Origin of the sequence: Nonomuraea sp. NPDC049028, assembly GCF_043197735.1 — a bacterium.
GTDB lineage: Bacteria > Actinomycetota > Actinomycetes > Streptosporangiales > Streptosporangiaceae > Nonomuraea.
This window is the reverse complement of record NZ_JBICTR010000001.1, coordinates 75,110-93,994: the sequence shown is the minus strand read 5'-3', so window position 1 is coordinate 93,994 and position 18,885 is coordinate 75,110. Positions and strand designations below refer to the sequence as shown.

The window sequence follows — 18,885 nt, the reverse complement described above, 5'->3', positions numbered from 1 at the left end:
CCTTATGGTACGGCTTCACCGGCCCAGGAAGCGTTACAGACTAGGGTTCGTTACATAGCGGAAGGAGACGTTCGGATGGCAGACGACAAGCCTGACCTCGCCTGGCGGGTCATCGGGGGACTGGTCGGATTGGCCACCGCGTGGGCGGCACGCAAGATCCTCGGGTTCGTCTGGGTGAAGACCACCGGCAAAGAGCCGCCGATCGACACCGACTCACCCGAGGTCAGCATGGGCGAGGCCATCGGCTACGCCGTGGTGATGGGCGTCGGGATGTCCGTGGCGCAGATCGTGGTCAACCGGACCGCCAAGAAGCGGTATGAGGCGTGGAAGACGGTAAAGCAGGTGTCTCAAGGGCATTGAGGAACTCTCCTGCCCAGCGGTCCACGTCGTAGGTGGCTACCCGGCGGCGCATCGTACGCATCCGCCGGGCCAGCTCGTGCGGCGTGGCCCGCATCGCCGTCATCATCTGGCGCTTGACGTCCTCGACGTCGTACGGATTGACCAGGTACGACTGCCGCAGCTCGTCGGCCGCCCCCGCGAACTCACTGAGCACGAGCGCGCCCCGCAGGTCGTGGTGACAGGCGACGTACTCCTTGGCGACCAGGTTCATCCCGTCACGCAGCGGCGTGACCACCATGACGTCACTGGCCAGATAGAGCGCGGCCAGCTCCTCGCGGCCGTACGACTGGTGGAAATACTGGATCGGCTGCAAGCCGAGCATCGCGTGCTCGCCGTTGATCCGGCCGACCTGCAGCTCGATGTCGTCGCGCAGCCGCCGGTATTCGTCGACCCGCTCCCGGCTGGGCGTGGCGATCTGCACGAACACCGCCTCGTTGGGCTGCAGCCGCCCCTCCTTCAGCAGTTCGCCGAACGCCTCCAGCCGCAGCCCGATGCCCTTGGTGTAGTCCAGCCGGTCCACCCCGAGCAGCACGTGCTCAGGATCGCCGAGCTCCGCCCTGATCTCCTTGGCGCGGGTCATGATGTGCTCCTGGCGCACCATCGTGTCGAGCTCGGCGAAGTCCACCGAGATGGGGAACGCCTGCGTGGTCACGATCCGGTCGTCGAGGAAGATCTCGTTCCCCTTGTACGGCAGGCCGAGCAGCCTGCGGCACAGCCGCCGGAAGTTGGCGGCGCCGCCGGGCAGCTGGAAGCCCACCAGGTCGGCCCCGAGCAGCCCTTCGACCAGCTCCTTGCGCCACGGCAGCCGCCAGAACAGCTCGACCGGCGGGAACGGGATGTGCAGGAAGAAGCCGATGCGCAGGTCCGGCCGGAGCCTGCGCAGCATGGCCGGGACCAGCTGGAGCTGGTAGTCCTGCACCCAGACGACCGCCCCCTCCTCCGCCACCTCGGCCGCGGCCTCGGCGAAGCGCTGGTTGACGGTGGTGTAGGCGTCCCACATGTCACGCTCGAACACCGGCGGCGCCACCACGTCGTGATAGAGCGGCCAGAGCGTGGCGTTGGAGAAGCCCTCGTAGTAGAGCTCCACCTCGCGAGCCGACAGCGGCACCGGGACCAGGCTCATGCCGTCCTGGTCGAAGGGCTCCAGGCGCTCGTCGGCGGCGCCGTGCCAGCCCAGCCACGCGCCGTGCCGGCGCTGCATGACGGGAGCGATGGCGGTGACGAGCCCGCCCGGGCTCCTGCGCCATGAGGCCGTCCCGTCCGGCTCGACCGTTCGATCCACCGGCAACCGGTTCGCGACGATCATAAACGAGTTACGGCCACTCACCCAGGTCCTCCTAGAGTCCATCCTCCACATGCCGCGGGACGCGGTACATGGTGGCGGCCACCCGCTCGGGGCTCCGCCTGGGAGATGATCGCGACGATATGGGCGGCCGGCCTGACCATCCAGACCTCGCCCCGCTTCCGCGCCCAGGGTCTTTACCAGGACTCGGGAGCGGTCCAATGCCGCGAACTCACGCACGGCGAGCGGCGCCGTAGTGACCTTGCCCAGGACCTGCACAAACAAACGCGAATCGCACGTATCTCCTAGTGCGGTGGCCCCGGTGAGCTTCGTCACACGACCGTCTCGGTCCGTGTGACGGTCGGTGGTGGCTGAGGTCCTTGGAGAGAAACCCCCTTCGGGGGAGGGAAAAGGACGGCCCGCGATGGCTGAGGGCCCTTGGGAGGCACACCCCTCCGGAGGTGAAGTAGAAGACGCCCGCCGTGACAGAGCCCCCCGGAAGCACACCCCCTCCAGGGGCAAGAAAAACTGCTGCCCGGCGGGAGTCGGACGGCGCCGCGACCGTCGGGCCACGTCGGCGGCGCCGGGCGGCGGGCGGCCGGGGCGGGCGGCGGGGGCCGGTGACGGCGCCGGGCAGCCGGGACGGGTGATGGCGCCGCGCGGCCGGGCCACGTCGGCGGGAGCGGGTGACGGCGTCGGGCAGCCGGGGCTGGTGGCGTTGGCGGGGAGGTCGTGGGTGTCGGAGGGCCGGTGGCGGGGATTCGGTCGTCTCTTGACAGAGATCAGGCTGGGCGGTGGAGTATTTACCGAACAGTCGGTCAGTTGAGCGAGGGAGACCTGCCTTGGAGAGCGCGCGGCGCATGATGGACGCCGACACCGCCTCCGCGGCCCTGGGGATCGAGCTGACGGAGCTGGGGGCCGGGCGGGCGGTGTGCCGGATGGAGGTCACCGAGCGGATGATCAACGGGCACGCGCTGTGCCACGGCGGCTACGTCTTCCTGCTGGCCGACACCGCCTTCGCCTGCGCGTGCAACAGCCACGGCCCCGTGACGGTCGCGGCGGGGGCGGAGATCACCTTCGTGGCGCCGGCCCGCATGGGTGACGTGCTGACGGCCGAGGCCGCCGAACGTACCCGCTACGGCCGCAGTGGCATCTACGACATCACGGTGAAGAAGGCCGACGGTGAGGTGGTCGCGGAGTTCCGCGGCCGCAGCAAGGAGATGAGATGAGACTCGGCGCCGCCCCTCAGCCCGGCGACCTCGACCCGATCGAGCGGGCTTCGCGCGACGAGCTCATGGCCCTCCAACTCGAGCGCCTCCAACGGACACTCCACCACGCATACCAAAATGTCCCGAAATATCGGCAAAAGTTTGATGAGCATGGCGTTCACCCAGCCGACTGCAAAGAGCTCGGCGACCTGGTGAAGTTCCCCTTCACCACGAAGCAGGACCTGCGCGACTGCTACCCCTTCGGCATGTTCGCCGTGCCACGGGAGCGGGTGGCGCGGGTGCACGCCTCCAGCGGCACCACCGGGCAGCCCACGGTGGTCGGCTACACCAAGAACGACCTCGACGTCTGGGCCGAGGTCATGGCCCGCTCGATCCGCGCCTCGGGCGGGCGGCCGGGCGACATCGTGCACATCTCGTACGGCTACGGCCTGTTCACCGGCGGCCTGGGCGCCCACTACGGCGCCGAGCGGCTGGGCTGCACGGTGATACCGGTCTCCGGCGGCATGACGCCCCGCCAGGTACAACTGATCACCGACTTCCGGCCGGACGTCATCATGGTCACGCCGTCGTACATGCTGGCGTTGCTCGACGAGTTCGACCGGCAGGGCCTGGACGCCCGCGCGTGCTCGCTGCGTATCGGCGTCTTCGGCGCCGAGCCGTGGACCGAGGAGATGCGCGCCGAGATCGAGGACCGCTTCGACCTGGACGCCGTCGACATCTACGGACTGTCCGAGGTGATGGGGCCGGGCGTGGCCAACGAGTGCGTGGAGTCGAAGGACGGCCTGCACGTCTGGGAGGACCACTTCTACCCCGAGACCGTCGACCCGTTCACCGGGGCCCCCGCCGAGTCGGGCGAGCTGGTCTTCACCAGCCTCACCAAGGAGGCGCTGCCGATCATCCGCTACCGGACCCGCGACCTGACCAGGCTGCTGCCCGGCACCGCGCGGCCGGCGTTCCGGCGGATGGAGAAGGTGACGGGCCGTACCGACGACATGATCATCCTGCGCGGGGTGAACGTCTTCCCCACCCAGATCGAGGAGATCGTGCTGCGCGTGCCGGGGCTGTCGCCGCACTTCCAGGTACGGCTCACCCGCCCGGAGCGGCTCGACGTGATGACGGTCAGGGTCGAGGCGCGACCGGGCCTGGAGGAGGGCACAGAGGCCCGCGCAGAGGCAGGGCAGACGCTGCGCAGGGTCGTCAAGGACACGATCGGCGTACAGGTCGAGGTCGAGGTGGTGGACCCGGAGACGCTGGAGCGCTCAGTGGGCAAACTCCGGCGAGTCATCGACGAGCGGGACCGCTAGGCCAGCGGAGGTCGTCCCAGAGCGGGCGTCCCAACGCAAACGTTCTAAGGCCGGACCTCCGGCGAGCGGCGGCCGGGCGGCAGCTTGCCGCGCAGGTCGTCGCGGATGGCCTCGCCCAGCTTCTTGGTCGCCATCCGGTTGAGCGCGCCGCCGGCGACCGCGCCGGTGAGGAACGGGCCCAGCGTGGTCAGATGGCGTCCGAGGGTACGCATGAGGCGGTTGCGCAGGGCCGTCTTCGTGGCCGCGCCGAGCGCGAGGGTGACGGAGGCGGGCGCGAGGGGGTCGACGCCGCGCTGCTTGGCCCAGGCCGCGGCGAAGACGGCCGCGCGCTGCGTGCCGGTGCCCGAGACGCGTACGCCATAGACCTCGTGGAGCTCGGCCAGCAGCTTGACCTCGATGGCGGCCACCACGATGGTCTCGGCGACGAGCTGGGCCGGAGCGGAGAGGAGGAGGGGTGGGGCCGCGAACTCGGCCGCGGCGAGCGCTCCGCCGATGGCGCCGACCGTCATGGTCGCCTTCTGGGCGGTGCGCACCAGGTCGTCGGCGAGCTGCTCGCCGGTCAGGCCGTGGTGGTGCTCGGAGAGGGTGTGAAGGTCTCTGATAGGGATGCGGGGCGCGATGTTCATGAACACATCCGCCAGCCAGCGTCCACGCCCCACTCCGGTCTCACGCGTCTTGCGCGCGCCGGAGGCCAGAGCGCGGGCTAGACGGCCGAGCAGCCGTCGCCGCTCGGCCGGCTCCAGCTCACCGGAGTCGGCGAGCCGGCCTACGAGCTCGCCGACCTCTTTATCGGGGTCGGCGATCTCGTCGCCTGGTTGCCTGTCCTTCTCAGGTGCGGCCACGCGGAGCCTCCTCCTTCGTCAGGCGGCGCACTCCCGGCACACCTGCTGGCCGTTCTTCTCGGACGCCAGCTGGCTGCGGTGGTGCACGAGGAAGCAACGCGAGCAGGTGAACTCGTCCGCCTGGCGCGGAATCACGCGCAGGCTGAGCTCTTCGTTCGACAGGTCGGCACCGGGTAGTTCGAGCGACTCGGCCAGATCGGTCTCATCGATGTCGATACTGCCCGACGACTTGTCGGTGCGCCGCGCCTGGAGCTCCTGGAGGCTGTCTTCCCCCAGGTCGTCGTCCGTCTTGCGCGGGCTGTCGTAATCGGTAGCCATCGTGCTTGCTCCATCCCCCTCATCTATACGTCTTCGCGCTCATCGCGCGTCTTCTAACGCCCGGGAGCCTCATCTTGTGCCCGTTCTGCCGGGGGAATTTTTGCATCGGTACCCAGCAGGAAGGAACCATGAACCTCCCAACACGTCAGGACCCGCTGCCGTCGGCAATGGTTAGCCAAATATGGCGAAACCCACAGCCTTGGCGGCATGCCCCACCGTGTTCGACGGCACATCCAACCACATGTGCGGCGAGAACGAGACGCCCGCCGTGGTGCAACACGCCGGATCAGCGGCTCGGCAGCCGAATGGTCACCACAAGTCCTCCGCCCTCCCGCGGCACGGCGGTCACATTTCCGCCGTGCGCCTGCACAACAGCGCGAACGATGGACAGCCCAAGACCAGATCCCTTCGCCGAATCCACACGATCCGCGTGGAGCCTCCGGAAGGGCTCGAACAGGCTGTTCACCTCGTACGCAGGGACATGCTGCCCCGTGTTGGCCACCTGAACAACCAGTGCACCGTCTACCATTCCCGTTCGGATCCATACTTTTCCGTTTTCCGGAATGTTGTACTTGACGGCGTTCTCGAGCAGGTTGCTGACGGACCGCTCCAAGAGCACCGGATCGCCTATGGTAGGCGCGCTGACCAGTTCGGTGGTGATGGTTACGCCGTTATCTTCGGCGAATGGGGTCACCTGCTCAACGGCCGTCTGGGCGACGTCCTTGACGTCCAGCGGCTTGCGTACCGCCAGCTCGCGTTCGCTCCTGGCGAGCAGCAGCAGCCCCTCGATGAGCTTCTCGTTGCGCGCGTTGACTTCGAGCAGGGTACGGCCGAGCGCCTTGAGGTCCTGTGACGCCTCGGGATCGGACAGGGCGATCTCCAGGACCGTCCGGTTGATCGTGAGCGGAGTTCGCAACTCGTGCGAGGCGTTGGCGACGAACCTTCGCTGGGTGTCGAAGGCGATGTTGAGCCGGGTGAGCATGGCGTCGAAGGTGTCGGCCAGCTCCTTCAGCTCGTCGTCCGGGCCCTCCAGGTCGATGCGCTGATGGGCCAGGGTGCTCTCGGAGAGTTTCTTGGCCGTGGCCGTCATCTGGCTCACGGGCCGCATCGCCCGGTCGGCGACGAAGTAACCGAGGATCACCGCGAGGATGCCGACGCCCGCCAGCGCCATCAAGGAGCTCTGCAGCATCGCGTCGCGGGCGCTGGCGACGGTCTGGTCCTTTGCGGCGTACCAGCGCGCGTGGACGATGGCCGCGTCGATGGCGTCGATGTTGTCGGTGTTGATTTCCGGCCACACAACGTTGATCGCTGTGCCGACGATGACGTACATGGAGATGAGGAGCACCGCCGCGGCCACGAAGAACAGCGAGCCGTAAGCGATGGTGAGCCTCCATCGGATGCTCACCTTGCCCGGCAGCGCCTTGACCACGTCCATCGTGGTCCGCTGCGGCCGGGCGTATGACGGTGGCGGCGGGCCGTCCCAGACGGGCTGGCCGCTCGGCGGCGGCGCCGACTCCGCCCGCGCCTGCTCCGCCCGCGCCACGGCCCGCTCCGAGTGCGGGCTGATCATCGGATGCGTCGGCATCGCCTCGCGCTCCGGCCGTTGAGTCACAACTTGTATCCCACTCCGGGCACCGTCTCGATCACCTGCGGATCCCCCAGCTTCTTGCGCAGGGTCATCATCGTCACCCGCACCACGTTGGTGAACGGATCGATGTTCTCGTCCCACGCCTTGTCCAGCAGATCCTCCTGGCTGACGACGGCGCCCTCCGCCCGCATCAGCTCTTCCAGGACCGCGAACTCCTTCTTGGTGAGGATGACCTCCTTGCCCTCACGCTCGACCAGCCGCTTGCCCGGGTCCAGCCGGATCCCGCCCCGCTCCAGGACGGGCGGCAGGGCCGGCGCCGACCGGCGGCCGAGCGCCCGCACCCGGGCGACCAGTTCGACGAAGACGAACGGCTTGGCCAGGTAGTCGTCGGCCCCCAGGCCGAGCCCCTCCACCTTGTCGTCGACGTCGCCGGACGCGGTCAGCATCAGGATGCGCGAGGACGTACGCTGCTCCACCAGCCGGCGGCAGACCTCGTCCCCGTGCACGACCGGCAGGTCGCGGTCCAGGACGATCACGTCGTAGTCGATGTAGGAGGTGCGCTCCAGCGCGCCGCCCCCGTCATAGGCCACGTCCACCGCCATGGCCTCGCGCCGCAGACCGGTCGCGATCGCGTCGGCGAGCACCCGCTCGTCCTCTACAACCAGCACTCGCACGACTGGCACCTCTCTCCGGATCCGCTGCTTCATTCTGCCCACACCTGCGATAAGCGCACGGTAAGGCATGTCAGAGCATGTGTGCCGCAAGGCACAGCCAAATTCATGTTTCGGTAAGCGATGGGCCGGGGTATGCCTGCTGGACACCCATCGCCGTGTGCCTCTTTTGGCTTCCCCACGAGCGGTGGGCGCTCTTCGCTCCGCAACCCCTGAAGAGAGTAGGTGAGATGGGCGAGTTCACGACCACGATCGAAAGCCGCCTCGACCAGGCTTACAAGGGCCTTCGGGAGGCCCGGTGCGCCGGCGACGACTACCTCGCCGACACCCTCACCGCCGAGATCGAGGACCTGCGCCGCCTGGCGGATGACAACGGCGTCCCGTTGCCTCATTGATCGGCACATCGTGTGACGAAACGGCCGGAGCCCCGGGCAAGGGCTCCGGCCGTTTTCGCGCCGTGTTGGGGATCGCCGTGTTGGGGACCCACGCGCCGTCAGGCGTCGCGCTGGGGATCCAGCGGTACGAGCAGGTCGTGCAGCTCGTCGAACAGCCCCGGCGCCGCGCAGAGCACGAAGTCGTTGCTGTACGGCCTGCCGTTCAGCCCGCCGATCCTGGCCCCCGCCTCGGTCGCGACCAGCCCGGCCGCGGCGAAGTCCCAGTAGTTGGTGCCCCGCTCGTAGTAGGCGTCCACCCGGCCCGAGGCCACCGAGCAGAGGTCGACGGCGCACGAGCCGCCGCGCCTGATGTCGCGTACCCGCGGCAGCACCGACGCCAGCACCTGGGCCTGCACGGCCCGGCGTTCGCGCAGGTAGCCGAAGCCGGTCGCGACCAGCGCCTGCGGCAGCGGCACGCCGGTGTTGCAGCGCAGCCGCTCGCCGCCGAGCCAGGCGCCCCGGCCGCGCGCCGCGGTGAACACCTCGCCGCGCGGCACCACGTTCACCACGCCCGCGACGATCTCGCCGCCCACCTCGACGGCGATCGACACCGCCCACTCGGGCAGGCCGTACAGGAAGTTGACCGTGCCGTCGATGGGGTCGACGATCCAGCGCACACCGGAGTCACCGGCGGCCTCGCCGCCCTCCTCCCCCAGCACGCTGTCGCCGGGCCTGGCCTCCAGGACGCGGGCGCGGATGAGTCGCTCCGACGCCGTGTCCAGGGCGGTGACCACGTCGGTGGGGCTGGACTTGGTCTCGACGACCTCCGACATCGTGGGCCGCTTGGCGAGCAGCATGTCGCCCGCCTCGCGCGCGATGTCCTCGGCCAGGTCGAGCAGTGCCTGCGGATCGGTCATCACGCCACCGAGTCCGGGCGCTTCCACTCCTGACCGAGGACGTGCTGGCCAAGGAAGGCCAGCACGGTCTCGTACCAGGCGACGGCGTTGCCGGGCTTGAGTATCCAGTGGTTCTCGTCGGGGAAGTACAGGAACTTCGACTCGACGTTGCGGCGCTGCAGGTCCCACCACAGGCGCAGCGCCTCCCCGATCGGCACCCGGTAGTCCTTGTCGCCGTGGATGACGAGCATCGGGGTGGTGATGCTGTCGAGCCCGTGGTGCGGGGAGAGCTTGGCGTACCGCTCGGAGCCGGGCTCGCCCATCTCGCGCTGCCAGTACTGGGCCGCGTCGGTGGTGCCGGCGAACTGGTCGAGGTTCCACAGGGCGGCGTGGGTGACGATGGCCTTGTAGCGGTCGCTGTGGCCGGCGATCCAGTTGGCCATGTAGCCGCCGTACGAGCCGCCCATCGCGCCGATCCGCTCGCCGTCGATGTCGTCCCTGGCCACGACCACGTCCACGATCGCGTCGAGGTCGGCGAGGGTACGCGGACCCCAGTTACCCCACCCGCGGTCGATCATCTCCTGGCCGTAGCCGGTGGACAGGCACGGGTCGGGCAGCAGGACGGCGTAGCCGTGCTGGACCATGATCCAGGGGTTCCAGCGCCACTGCCAGTCGTTCCACGAGGCGACGGGACCGCCGTGGATCCAGAGCAGGATCGGCGCCGGGTCGTCGGCCGAGGCGCCCTCGGGCAGCGTGAGCCAGCCGCGGATCGTGGTGCCGTCGTCGGCCGTCGCGGAGACCTCGGTCAGCGTGCCGGGCAGTTCGGGGCGCGAGGCGGGCGAGGGCAGGTCGGTGATCTCGCCGGTGGCGGTGTCGATCCTGGCCGGGCCGTGGGTGCGGTCGACGCCGCTGTGCAGCGCGTAGACGAACCGGCCGTCGGCCGATGCGTTGAGCCCGAGGTAGGCGGCGTCGTCCTGGGTCAGCCGGGCGACCTCCCCGTCCAGCGGCACGCGGAAGATCGGGCGGCGGCCCCGGTGGTCGGCCGCGAGGTAGACGGCCGACGAGTCGGGCGCCCACTCGACGTCCGCCGGGAACAGGTCGGGTGCGTAGGCACGCCCGGCGCCGGTGGCCAGGTCGCCGATCCACAGATCGATGCGTACGGAGACGTCGAGCCCGGCCAGACGCTCGCGCGCGCAGGCGACGCGGGTCCCGTCGGGCGAGACCGCGATCGGGCCGTAGAAGTCGTGGCCCTCCTCGGTGAACAGCGTGCGCCGCTCACCGGTGGCCACGTCGATGGCGACCAGGTCCACCCGCTGCTCGGCGTCGGGCAGGAGGGTACGCCAGGTCGAGACCACGGTGGCGCCGTCGGGCGTGAGCGCGAAGGTGACGTCGCGCAGCCCCTCGCCCGGGTCGGGGGTCAGGTCGCGTACGTCCTCCAGCCGGTCCGCGCCGAGCCTCGCGGCGAACAGCCGGGTGTGGCCGGGGCCGAGGTCATGGTCCCAGTAGCGGACCGGGTAGCTCTCGTGCAGGATCGCGCTGATGCCGGCGTCCTTGCGCGCCTTGCGGCGCTCCTCCTCGGCCGCTTCCTCGCCGGTGAGCACGTCGGCGGCGAACACCACCACGTCACCGGCCGTACGGAAGGCGCCGACGCCGCCGGGACGGGCGGCCACCTGTCGGGCCTCGCCGCCCGAGCGGGGCAGCAGCCACAGCGAGGGCACCTCGTCGGTGGCGTCCTTGACGGTCGGGTCGGGACGGGCCGAGGTGAACAGCACGTCGCCCGCGTCGGTGAACTCCGCCGCGCTCTCACCCTTGGCCGAGCGGGTCAGCCGGTACGGCTCGCCGTCGATCGGAATGGCCCAGAGCGCGGTGCCGTACGACTTGCCGTCGGGGTTGATGGACTGGACCGCGGAGATCAGCCGGGAGCCGTCGGGCGAGAGCTTCAGCGAGAGAACCCGGGGGATGGCAACATAGTCACGAATGTCGTTGAATGCGCTCACTCAACCGAACCTACCCTGTTCATTTGCCTAGCTCCGTAGAGACTCGCGGGCTCCAGGCGGCGGCACTCCCTGTTCATTGGCCGCACCCCGTGCGGCGGGCTCCTCCTCCAGGCGTCGGCGCTCCCTGCTTATTGGCCGCACTCCGTGCGGCGGGCTCGATCGCCCAATGCCGCCGCCTTCCCCCGTCGCTCTGGTCGCTACGCTCCCGCCGCTCCTCCTCCAGGCGTCGGCGCTCCCTCGCCGGAATAAGGTGGGTCCGTGGGGAACTACGACGCTCTGCTGGTGCTGTCGTTCGGTGGGCCCGAGGGGCCTGAGGACGTGTTGCCGTTTCTGGAGAACGTGGTGCGGGGCCGAGGCGTGCCGCAGGAGCGGCTGCTGGAGGTGGCCGAGCACTACCAGGGTTTCGGCGGGGTCAGCCCGATCAACGGCCAGAACCGCGCGCTCATCGAGGCGCTGCGTCCGGTGGTCGATGTGCCCGTCTACTGGGGCAACCGCAACTGGGAGCCGTTCGGCGAGGAGACCGTCCAGCGGATGAGGGCCGACGGGATCCGCAAGGCGGCGGTGTTCGCCACCTCGGCGTTCGCCGGCTACTCCAGCTGCCGCCAGTACTACGAGGACATCGCCAGGATCTCCGTCAAGGGCGGTCCCGAGCTGGTCAAGATGCGGCACTTCGGGGATCATCCGGGGTTCGTCGCCGCCATGGCCGACCACGTCGGGCAGGCGCTCGACCGGCTCGGCCGCGACGACGCCCGGCTGGTGTTCACCGCGCACAGCGTGCCGGTCTCGATGGCGCGCACCGCCGGGCCCTACGGCGGCCTCTACGAGGCGCAGCTGCGCAGGAGCGCCGAGCTGGTCAACGAGGCGCTGGGCCGCACCCAGCCGTGGGACCTGGTGTGGCAGTCGCGCAGCGGGCCGCCCGAGGTGCCGTGGCTGGAGCCCGACGTCTGCGACCATCTGCGCAAGACCGACGCCCGGTCGGTCGTGCTCGTGCCGATCGGGTTCGTCTCCGACCACATGGAGGTCGTCTACGACCTCGACACCGAGGCCAGGCAGGTGGCCACCGAGCTGGGCCTGCCCATGGAGCGGGCCGCGACGGCGGGCACCCATCCGGCCTTCGTCCGCATGATCCGCGAGCTGATGGAGGAGCCCGAGCCGCAGCCCTGCGCGCTCACCTGCTGCCCACCGCCCCGGCGGCGCCAGGCGTAGACGCGGCGTCCGCGCCGGCGGCATCAGCCGTGAGCGCGGACGTGCAGGCGGGCGTCAGGTGTAGGCGCGGGCGTACGCCTCGGCGATGCCCATCACCTTGTTCACGTAGTCCCACGAGTGGTTGTAGAACCAGATCGACTTGCGCAGCTTCTGGCCGCCCTGGCCGGCGCCGTTCGCGCAGAGGTACTTGGCCGCCGCGGGCACCGCGTCGTACGGGCTCCAGATGTCGGACTTGCCGTCGCCATCGCCGTCCACCCCGTAGTGCTTCCAGGTGGCGGGCATGAACTGCATCGGCCCGAGCGCGCCCGCGCTCGACGGGCCGTTGTTGCGGCCGTGCCCGCTCTCCACCTGGCCGATCGCCGCCAGCACGGTCCATGACAGTCCGGGGCAGTGGGTGGCCGAGGCTTTGTAGAGGTCGAGGTAGCTGCTGGGCCGCCCGACGTTGACCTGCTGCTGCGGCTTGGCCGTCTGCTGGGCCGGCTGCGTCGGCTGGGCCTTGGGGCGGGCGCCCAGTGTCACGACCTGGGCGCCCTTGCCGAGCAGCTTGCGTACGCCCGGCTCGCTGATGCCGGGCTTGCCGTGCAGCAGGACCGCGACGCCCGGCGCCAGGCCGAGTGCCTTGCCCATGTCGGCGCCCACCAGGCCGTCGATCCCCGACAGGCCGAGGGTGGCCGAGGCCGCGACGCGCAGGCGGGGACCGCCGTCCACCTGGTACTCGGCGCCCAGGATCATGCCGAGCCTGCGTACGGCCGAGGTCTCGGCGACCAGTTCGCCCCTGGACAGCGCGCTCCACACGGCCGGCTGGTCGGCGACGGCCTTGGGCGTCCAGGAGCGGAAGTCGGCCGGGTCGACGGCGAGCAGGTTCAGCCCGGTGCCCGACACCCGGACCGAGCCGGCGTCGACGATGGCGACCTTCTGCACGTGCTTGAGCTTCGCCAGCTCGAACCGGGTGGTCTTGGGCACCTCGGCGCGGGCGATCGCCAGCACGCGGGGCGGGGTCGGGGTGACGCTGGGGCCGCCCTTGCCGAAGTCCTTCACCGGCTCGGTCGTGGGCACGATCTTGTCGAGACCGGCGGTCTGCGGCTGCGTCTTCTGGACCGGTCTCTGCGATTTCCGTACCGGCTGCTGGTCGGCCGTACTCGCGAACAGGTCGTCCCGCGTGGACAGCGCCACTCCCACGGCCACGACCGAGACGGCGATGACCGAAGCGATCACGATCAGGACGGCGCGGAACGAGGGAAGACCGGACACCCGGCACACGTTAGCCGAGTTGCCGGAAAAATCACTTGCTGTCCGGTCAGCGCGCGCGTAAATGTTGGGACGCATCAAGGGAGAGGAACGGGCGTGGTCGGGCCTTATCGGGGGTTGTTCAACGGGCCCGGCATCAAGGGATTCGTGCTGGCCGGCTTCGTCGGCCGGATGCCGATGTCCATGCTCGGCATCGGCATCGTGCTGCTGATCTCCGGCCTCACCGAGTCGTACGCGACCGCGGGCGCCGTCGCCGCCACCACCAACGTCTCCTTCGCGGTGGCCGCCCCCCTGACCGCGCGGCTGGTCGACCGGTTCGGGCAGGCCCGGGTGATCGTGCCCTTCTCGATCGTGAACGCGCTCTCGCTGGCCGCGCTGATGCTGTCGGCGGGCTTCGGGCTGCCCGAGTGGACGTTGTACGCCGCCGGGCTGTCGGTCGGCGCGACCTCCCTGTCCCTGGGCGGGATGGTCCGCGCGCGCTGGTCGCACCTGCACGGCGGCTCGGCCAAGCTGCACACGGCCTTCGCGTTCGAGTCCGTCGCCGACGAAATGATCTTCGTCGCCGGACCGGCGCTGGTCACCGTGCTGGCCACGGCGGTCAATCCGTACATGGGACTGCTGGTGGCGCTGGTCTGCATGCTCGGCGGATCCCTCGCGCTCGCGGCGCAGCGGCGCACCCAGCCGCCGATACGGCCGGGCGAGTCCGGCGCCGGGATGGCCATCCTGATTCCGGGGATCGCCCTGCTGTCCTGCGTCTACCTGGCGCTGGGGGCGGTGTTCGGGTCGATCGACCTGATCACGGTGGCCTTCGCCGAGGAGCACGGGGTCAAGGGCGCCTCCGGGTTCCTGCTGGCCGCGATCGCGGGCGGGTCGATGGTGTCGGGGCTCTGGTTCGGGTCGCGGCACTGGCGGGTCTCGCTGCGCCACCGGTTCGTACGGGCGCTCGGGGTGCTCGTGGTGGGACTGCTGCCGATCATGTTCATCGGCGACGCGCGGATCATGGCTTTCGGCCTCTTCCTGGCCGGGCTCGCGATCTCGCCGACGCTCATCACCGGCTTCTCCCTCACCGAGCGGCTCGTGCCGCCCTCGGTGCTCACCGAGGGGCTGGCGTGGATCTCCACGTCGATCGGGTTCGGGGTGGCGATCGGGGCGTGGGCCGGGGGACGGCTGACGGAGGCGTTCGGGGCGTCCAACGCGTACGGCTTCACGCTCGGCGCGGCGGCGGTCGCTGTTGTCGTGGGCGTCGGAGGTTCGGGTTTGCTGAGACTTCCCGAGGCACCTTCACCGGCCGGGAACTGATCCGCTACGGTCGAACAACCCTCGCAACACCCTTCACAAACGAAAGCTTTCGCATGTCCCGACAAATCACTTCACTTTTGGCTATCGCGGCTGTTGCTGTCACTCTGACACCGGCGACCGCGTCCGCCACCCCCCGTCAGCCCGCCGCCCCGGCCAAGTCGGCCGCCGTCGCCCAGGCCAAGGCGAAGGCAGTGGACTGCGCTGACGAGCAGGTCAAGTGCCTCGCCCTGACTTTCGACGACGGGCCGGGCAAGTACGCGGGAACGCTCCTCGACACGCTGAAGAAGTACAACGCCAGGGCGACGTTCTTCCTCGAAGGCCAGTACGTGAAGAGCCGCCCCGCCTTCGTCAAGCGCATGGCCAAGGAGGGCCACGAGCTCGGCAACCACAGCTACACGCACAAGAACTTCACCACCATCGAGCCGGGCGCCATCAAGAGCGAGATCCAGAAGACGCAGGACGCCGTCAAGAAGGCCGCGGGCGTCGAGCCCAAGCTGCTGCGGCCCCCGTACGGCATGCTGGACATCCAGACCTCGGAGGTCGCGGCCGAGTTCGGCATGCCGATGATCCTGTGGACCGCTGGTTCGCGCGACTGGGCGACCAAGAACTCCGCGGAGATCAAGAAGCAGACGCTGGCCGTGGCCAAGCGCGACGGCATCATCCTCATGCACGATTGGGTGAAGCAGACCGTCGACGTGATGCCGTCGCTCGTGCAACTGCTGCAGAGCCGGGGCTACACGCTGGTGAAGGTCTCCGACATCATCAAGTCGCAGAACCTGCAGCCCGGCGACGCCTTCCCGCTTCCCGAAGGCTGGGAGAACTGAGTATCGTTCACGTTTAATCCGAAAGATGCTCTAGCGCAAGGGCGGCCATGGTCTTCACGAACTGGGCCCGCAACCAGACGGCCGCGCCCGCCGAGGTGCGTACCCCGGCGTCGACCGAGGACGTCGTACGCGCCGTCAAGGACGCCGCCGCCGCCGGCCGCCGTCTGCGCATGATCGGTACGGGCCACTCCTTCACCGGAGTGGCCCTAACCGACGGCGTCATGCTCCGCCCCACCGCGCTGACCGGCGTCACCTCCGTCGCCGACGACCGCGTCACCGTGCGCGCCGGCACGCCGGTGCGGGAGCTGAACTCCCTGCTCGCCGCGCGCGGGCTGGCGCTGGCCAACATGGGCGACATCACCGACCAGACGGTCGCGGGAGCCATCCAGACCGGTACGCACGGCACCGGGCGCGACAGCGGCGGCCTGGCCGACCAGGTCGAGGCGCTGGAGCTGGTGCTCGCGGACGGCTCGGTCGTGACGGCCGCCCCCGGGGAGGACCTGTTCGACGCCGCGCGGGTGGGGCTGGGCGCGCTCGGGGTGCTGACCTCGGTGACGTTCCGGGTGGAAGCCGCCTTCCTGCTGCGCAACCGGCGGCGCCGGATGACGCTCAGCGGCATCCTCGACTCGCTCGACTCCCTGACCGCGGACAACGAGCATCTCGACTTCTTCTGGCTGCCGCACACCGACGCGTGCCTGGTCAAGACCAACAACCGCGACCCCGGCCCGGCCCGGCCGCCCGGTGCGGTCAAGTACTGGCTGGACAACGTCTTCCTGGAGAACACGCTGTTCGGCGCCGCCTGCGCGCTGGGGGCCCGATCCCCCGGACTGATCCCGCGGATCAACGGTGTCAGCGCCGCCGCGCTCGGCGACTCCGAGGCCGTGGACGCGTCGTACAAGATCTTCACCTCACGCCGGGACGTGCGCTTCCTGGAGATGGAGTACGCGGTGCCGCGCGAGCACCTCGGTCAGGCGCTGCGGGAGACGCGGGCGCTGGTGGAGCGGATGGGGTGGCGGATCACGTTCCCGGTGGAGGTGCGGGTGACGCCGGCCAGCACGGCGTGGCTGTCCACGGCGTACGGCCGTCAGTCGGCGTACATCGCCTGCCACGTCTATCGGCCCACGCCCAACCCCGCCTACTTCGCCGGGGTGGAAGAGATCATGACGCGGCTGGGCGGGCGGCCGCACTGGGGCAAGCTGCACACCCGGGACGCGGCGTACCTGGGGACGGTCTACCCGCGGTTCGCGGACTTCGTGGCGCTACGGGATCGGCTGGATCCGGGACGGCTGTTCGGCAACGCCTACCTGGAGACGGTGCTGGGGTAGGGCCTGCTTTTACTGCGCCTCGGCGGGTTCGTCCTGCTGCGCCGGTTGTGACTGCTGCGGCGGCTCGGTCGGGGCGGACGGCGCTTCGGTCATGCGGCCGGGGTCCTGGGCCGAAGTGGTCGCGGACGGGGTCGACGGCTCCACGGTGTTCTTGCCGGGGTCCTTGCTCGCGTCCTTGTCCGTGCCGGTGGGTGTCGGCGTGGGGCTCTGGGACGAGCGGGTCGGCGAGGCGGTCGGGCTCGCGCTCGTGCTCGGCGCGCCGCTGGGCGTCGCCGGGTCGCTGTAGAACGTCGTCCGGGGCTCGACCGCGGGCTCTTCCTTCTCCCTGGCGGGCGCCTTGCCGCGCTCGGTCACCGGCTTGCCACCGGTGAGCTGGTCGTGCACGGTCGTCTGAGCGATGGTCTGGTACGTCAGGATGCCGCCCATGCTCACCCCGAACACCAGCGCCGCGGCCATACCCGTCTTCGCCCACGGCACACGCCTTCGCGCCGGAACCTCGATCGGCGCCATGACCAGCGTGGTCTCGCCGGGCCGCGAGGGCTCACCCGGCCCCTCGGCCTCACTGAGGTTACGCACCGTAGCGTGCGCGGCCGTCGCCAGCTCGCCCTGGCCCTCGTCGTGCTCGGGCGGAGGATTCGCCGCGCCGGAGTCACGCCAGGCGATCACCGTGTGCTGCTTGACCTTCTCGCCCGTACGTTTGAGGTAGTGCGTGTAGACCGCGGTGGCCACCGTGCTCGCCACGCTCATCAGCGCCGCGCCGATCACCGTTCCCCCCACGCCGAGGTAGGAGGCTCCGACCGCCGCCGTGACCGCCGCCAGGGCGCTTCCCGCGATCTGCGGCATGCTCAGCTCGAACTTCCGCTGCTCGCCGCTCATCCCCCGGATCAGTCCTTTCTCGCCCGCGTTCGGTAAAGAGCTTTCTCGTGAATAGACGCGAGGGCGTGTCCTGTTGTTCCTGTGACGTGTGTGACAGACACCCTCGTCGCTCGTGCCCCGACGAATCGGCCTGCCCTCTCTCTACCTCGCCGCGGCCGCGGCGACGGCCGTGACCACCGCGATCCCCCTCGCCATGGCGCCCGCCTCCGGCCTCGCCTCCCGGCCGCCGGTAACCGAGCCTACGCGCCCGTACATCGTTACCGTGCGTGACCGGGCCGGGGCCCGCGACCTGGTCGGCGAGATGCGATGGCGGGTACGCCGCTTCTACACCGCCGCGCTGCCCGGCTTCGCCACGCTGCTGAACGCGAGCGAACTGGCGGAGCTCAGCGCGGATCCCAGGGTGGTGGCGATCGAGCCCGACCGCGAGATCCACGCCATGCCGCTCACCACGTCCGCCCGCCTGCCCTCCCGCCGCGCCCCCCGTGCCCCTCGCACCCGTCGTGCCACTCGTGCGACCGGGAAGGGCGTCACGGTCTACATCGTGGACAGCGGCGTCACTCACGGCCGAACCGGCGCAGTCCACTCGGAAAATCCCCATATGTCGGGTCGCACGGAGACTCTCCGTGTGTCGGATGGTTTGGGGGATCGGCTCTGGTGGGCCTTCGACGCCACCGGGCGTACCGGCGAAGACTGCGGCGGCCATGGCACCCGGGTGGCGCGCGCCGTAGCCGGCCGGTCGCACGGGGTTGCGCCCCAGGCGAGCGTCGCGTCGGTACGGGTGCTGGGCTGCGGCGGCTCCGGCAGCCTGTCGGACGCCCTGGCCGGCCTCGACTGGGTACGCAGGCACGCCCGGGGTCCCGCCGTGGCCAATATCTCCCTCGACGGCGCCGACTCCCCGGCCCTGCGGACCGCCATGGCCCGCCTGGCCCGCTCCGGCGTCTTCGTCGTCGCCGCCACCGACACCGGCCGATGCCGGCTCTCCCCCACCGGCGAGACGTACTCCGCCAGAGCCCCCCGCCTGGCCGGCGCCGCCGCCCGCTACCTGGAGCTCCATCCAGGCGCCAACCCATCCGTTCTGGCCTCTTGGCTGAAGTGCGCGGCGACGCGTGACACTATTCGCCAGAATCCGTCGAGGGCTTTGCGCACGGGCAGGCCTTGAAGATGATGGAATCACCAAATGTGACCGGCGTCACATCGCCCCTGGGCT

General features: G+C 70.0%; 19 protein-coding genes. 10 read left to right on the top strand and 9 right to left on the bottom strand.

All coding sequences use genetic code 11. The features are described from left to right. The first annotated feature begins 75 nt into the window (after nt 1-75). Nucleotides 76-360: a DUF4235 domain-containing protein gene (locus tag ACGFJ2_RS00430; RefSeq protein ID WP_357940820.1), complete on the top strand. Its 285-nt coding sequence runs from the start codon at nt 76-78 to the stop codon at nt 358-360. Here the strand turns inward: ACGFJ2_RS00430 and ACGFJ2_RS00425 are convergent. Further along, the gene (locus tag ACGFJ2_RS00425; RefSeq protein ID WP_358175164.1) at nt 293-1,726 is read right to left on the bottom strand and encodes a trehalose-6-phosphate synthase; all 1,434 of its coding nucleotides are present in this window, start codon (nt 1,724-1,726) and stop codon (nt 293-295) included. The genes ACGFJ2_RS00430 and ACGFJ2_RS00425 overlap by 68 nt on opposite strands. A gap of 815 nt (nt 1,727-2,541) precedes the next feature. Between ACGFJ2_RS00425 and paaI the strand changes: the two genes are divergently transcribed. Together paaI and paaK are read left to right on the top strand one after the other, a co-directional pair. Then, nucleotides 2,542-2,910, top strand: a complete 369-nt coding sequence (gene paaI, locus ACGFJ2_RS00420; protein WP_225289841.1) for a hydroxyphenylacetyl-CoA thioesterase PaaI — start codon at nt 2,542-2,544, stop codon at nt 2,908-2,910. Further along, complete coding sequence (paaK, locus tag ACGFJ2_RS00415; protein WP_357940816.1) at nt 2,907-4,214, top strand: phenylacetate--CoA ligase PaaK; 1,308 nt, start codon at nt 2,907-2,909, stop codon at nt 4,212-4,214. Before paaI ends, paaK begins: the two co-directional genes overlap by 4 nt. Before the next feature lie 44 nt (nt 4,215-4,258). Here paaK and ACGFJ2_RS00410 read toward each other — a convergent pair whose 3' ends face one another. The 3 genes from ACGFJ2_RS00410 to ACGFJ2_RS00400 form a co-directional block, all read right to left on the bottom strand. Continuing rightward, nucleotides 4,259-5,056, bottom strand: coding sequence for a hypothetical protein (locus ACGFJ2_RS00410; RefSeq protein ID WP_357940814.1), 798 nt, complete (start codon nt 5,054-5,056; stop codon nt 4,259-4,261). Between the two features lie 18 nt (nt 5,057-5,074). Next, on the bottom strand, nt 5,075-5,374 hold the full coding sequence (locus tag ACGFJ2_RS00405; protein ID WP_020542847.1) for a DUF4193 domain-containing protein: 300 nt from the start codon (nt 5,372-5,374) through the stop codon (nt 5,075-5,077). A gap of 286 nt (nt 5,375-5,660) precedes the next feature. Further along, nucleotides 5,661-6,809: a HAMP domain-containing sensor histidine kinase gene (locus tag ACGFJ2_RS00400; protein ID WP_358175963.1), complete on the bottom strand. Its 1,149-nt coding sequence runs from the start codon at nt 6,807-6,809 to the stop codon at nt 5,661-5,663. Here ACGFJ2_RS00400 and ACGFJ2_RS00395 point away from each other — a divergent pair. Next, nucleotides 6,796-6,981: a hypothetical protein gene (locus tag ACGFJ2_RS00395; RefSeq protein WP_357941504.1), complete on the top strand. Its 186-nt coding sequence runs from the start codon at nt 6,796-6,798 to the stop codon at nt 6,979-6,981. The genes ACGFJ2_RS00400 and ACGFJ2_RS00395 overlap by 14 nt on opposite strands. A gap of 1 nt (nt 6,982) precedes the next feature. On the opposite strand, the gene ACGFJ2_RS00390 is transcribed toward ACGFJ2_RS00395, so the two are convergent. Next, complete coding sequence (locus tag ACGFJ2_RS00390) at nt 6,983-7,636, bottom strand: response regulator transcription factor (protein WP_225289202.1); 654 nt, start codon at nt 7,634-7,636, stop codon at nt 6,983-6,985. Nucleotides 7,637-7,863: 227 nt separating this feature from the next. Here ACGFJ2_RS00390 and ACGFJ2_RS00385 point away from each other — a divergent pair, with 227 nt between their 5' ends. Further along, nucleotides 7,864-8,028: a hypothetical protein gene (locus tag ACGFJ2_RS00385; protein WP_214635883.1), complete on the top strand. Its 165-nt coding sequence runs from the start codon at nt 7,864-7,866 to the stop codon at nt 8,026-8,028. 98 nt (nt 8,029-8,126) lie between these two features. On the opposite strand, the gene ACGFJ2_RS00380 is transcribed toward ACGFJ2_RS00385, so the two are convergent. Both ACGFJ2_RS00380 and ACGFJ2_RS00375 read right to left on the bottom strand, forming a co-directional pair. Then, nucleotides 8,127-8,924, bottom strand: a complete 798-nt coding sequence (locus ACGFJ2_RS00380; protein ID WP_357940810.1) for an inositol monophosphatase family protein — start codon at nt 8,922-8,924, stop codon at nt 8,127-8,129. Then, nucleotides 8,924-10,900 (bottom strand): prolyl oligopeptidase family serine peptidase, encoded by a 1,977-nt coding sequence (locus ACGFJ2_RS00375; protein WP_393463287.1) that lies wholly within the window; start codon nt 10,898-10,900, stop codon nt 8,924-8,926. Before ACGFJ2_RS00375 ends, ACGFJ2_RS00380 begins: the two co-directional genes overlap by 1 nt. A 258-nt stretch (nt 10,901-11,158) precedes the next feature. Between ACGFJ2_RS00375 and ACGFJ2_RS00370 the strand changes: the two genes are divergently transcribed. Continuing rightward, nucleotides 11,159-12,106, top strand: coding sequence for a ferrochelatase (locus ACGFJ2_RS00370; RefSeq protein ID WP_393463285.1), 948 nt, complete (start codon nt 11,159-11,161; stop codon nt 12,104-12,106). Nucleotides 12,107-12,160: 54 nt separating this feature from the next. Here ACGFJ2_RS00370 and ACGFJ2_RS00365 read toward each other — a convergent pair whose 3' ends face one another. Beyond that, nucleotides 12,161-13,357, bottom strand: a complete 1,197-nt coding sequence (locus ACGFJ2_RS00365) for a lytic transglycosylase domain-containing protein (protein WP_357940804.1) — start codon at nt 13,355-13,357, stop codon at nt 12,161-12,163. 93 nt (nt 13,358-13,450) lie between these two features. Here ACGFJ2_RS00365 and ACGFJ2_RS00360 point away from each other — a divergent pair, with 93 nt between their 5' ends. The 3 genes from ACGFJ2_RS00360 to ACGFJ2_RS00350 all read left to right on the top strand — a co-directional run bounded on the left by ACGFJ2_RS00360 (nt 13,451) and on the right by ACGFJ2_RS00350 (nt 16,802). Next, the gene (locus ACGFJ2_RS00360) at nt 13,451-14,653 is read left to right on the top strand and encodes an MFS transporter (RefSeq protein WP_393463283.1); all 1,203 of its coding nucleotides are present in this window, start codon (nt 13,451-13,453) and stop codon (nt 14,651-14,653) included. A gap of 77 nt (nt 14,654-14,730) precedes the next feature. Then, nucleotides 14,731-15,477 carry a polysaccharide deacetylase family protein gene (locus ACGFJ2_RS00355; protein WP_393463281.1) on the top strand — a complete coding sequence of 249 codons (747 nt, stop codon included), beginning with the start codon at nt 14,731-14,733 and terminating at the stop codon, nt 15,475-15,477. 47 nt (nt 15,478-15,524) lie between these two features. Next, a complete protein-coding gene (locus tag ACGFJ2_RS00350) occupies nt 15,525-16,802 on the top strand; it encodes a D-arabinono-1,4-lactone oxidase (RefSeq protein ID WP_358175147.1) in 1,278 nt (425 codons plus the stop codon). Between the two features lie 9 nt (nt 16,803-16,811). Here ACGFJ2_RS00350 and ACGFJ2_RS00345 read toward each other — a convergent pair whose 3' ends face one another. After that, entirely contained in the window at nt 16,812-17,678 is an 867-nt protein-coding gene (locus tag ACGFJ2_RS00345; protein WP_393463279.1) for a hypothetical protein, read from the bottom strand. Between the two features lie 112 nt (nt 17,679-17,790). Between ACGFJ2_RS00345 and ACGFJ2_RS00340 the strand changes: the two genes are divergently transcribed. After that, on the top strand, nt 17,791-18,837 hold the full coding sequence (locus tag ACGFJ2_RS00340; protein ID WP_393463277.1) for a S8 family serine peptidase: 1,047 nt from the start codon (nt 17,791-17,793) through the stop codon (nt 18,835-18,837). Nucleotides 18,838-18,885 lie beyond the last annotated feature (48 nt).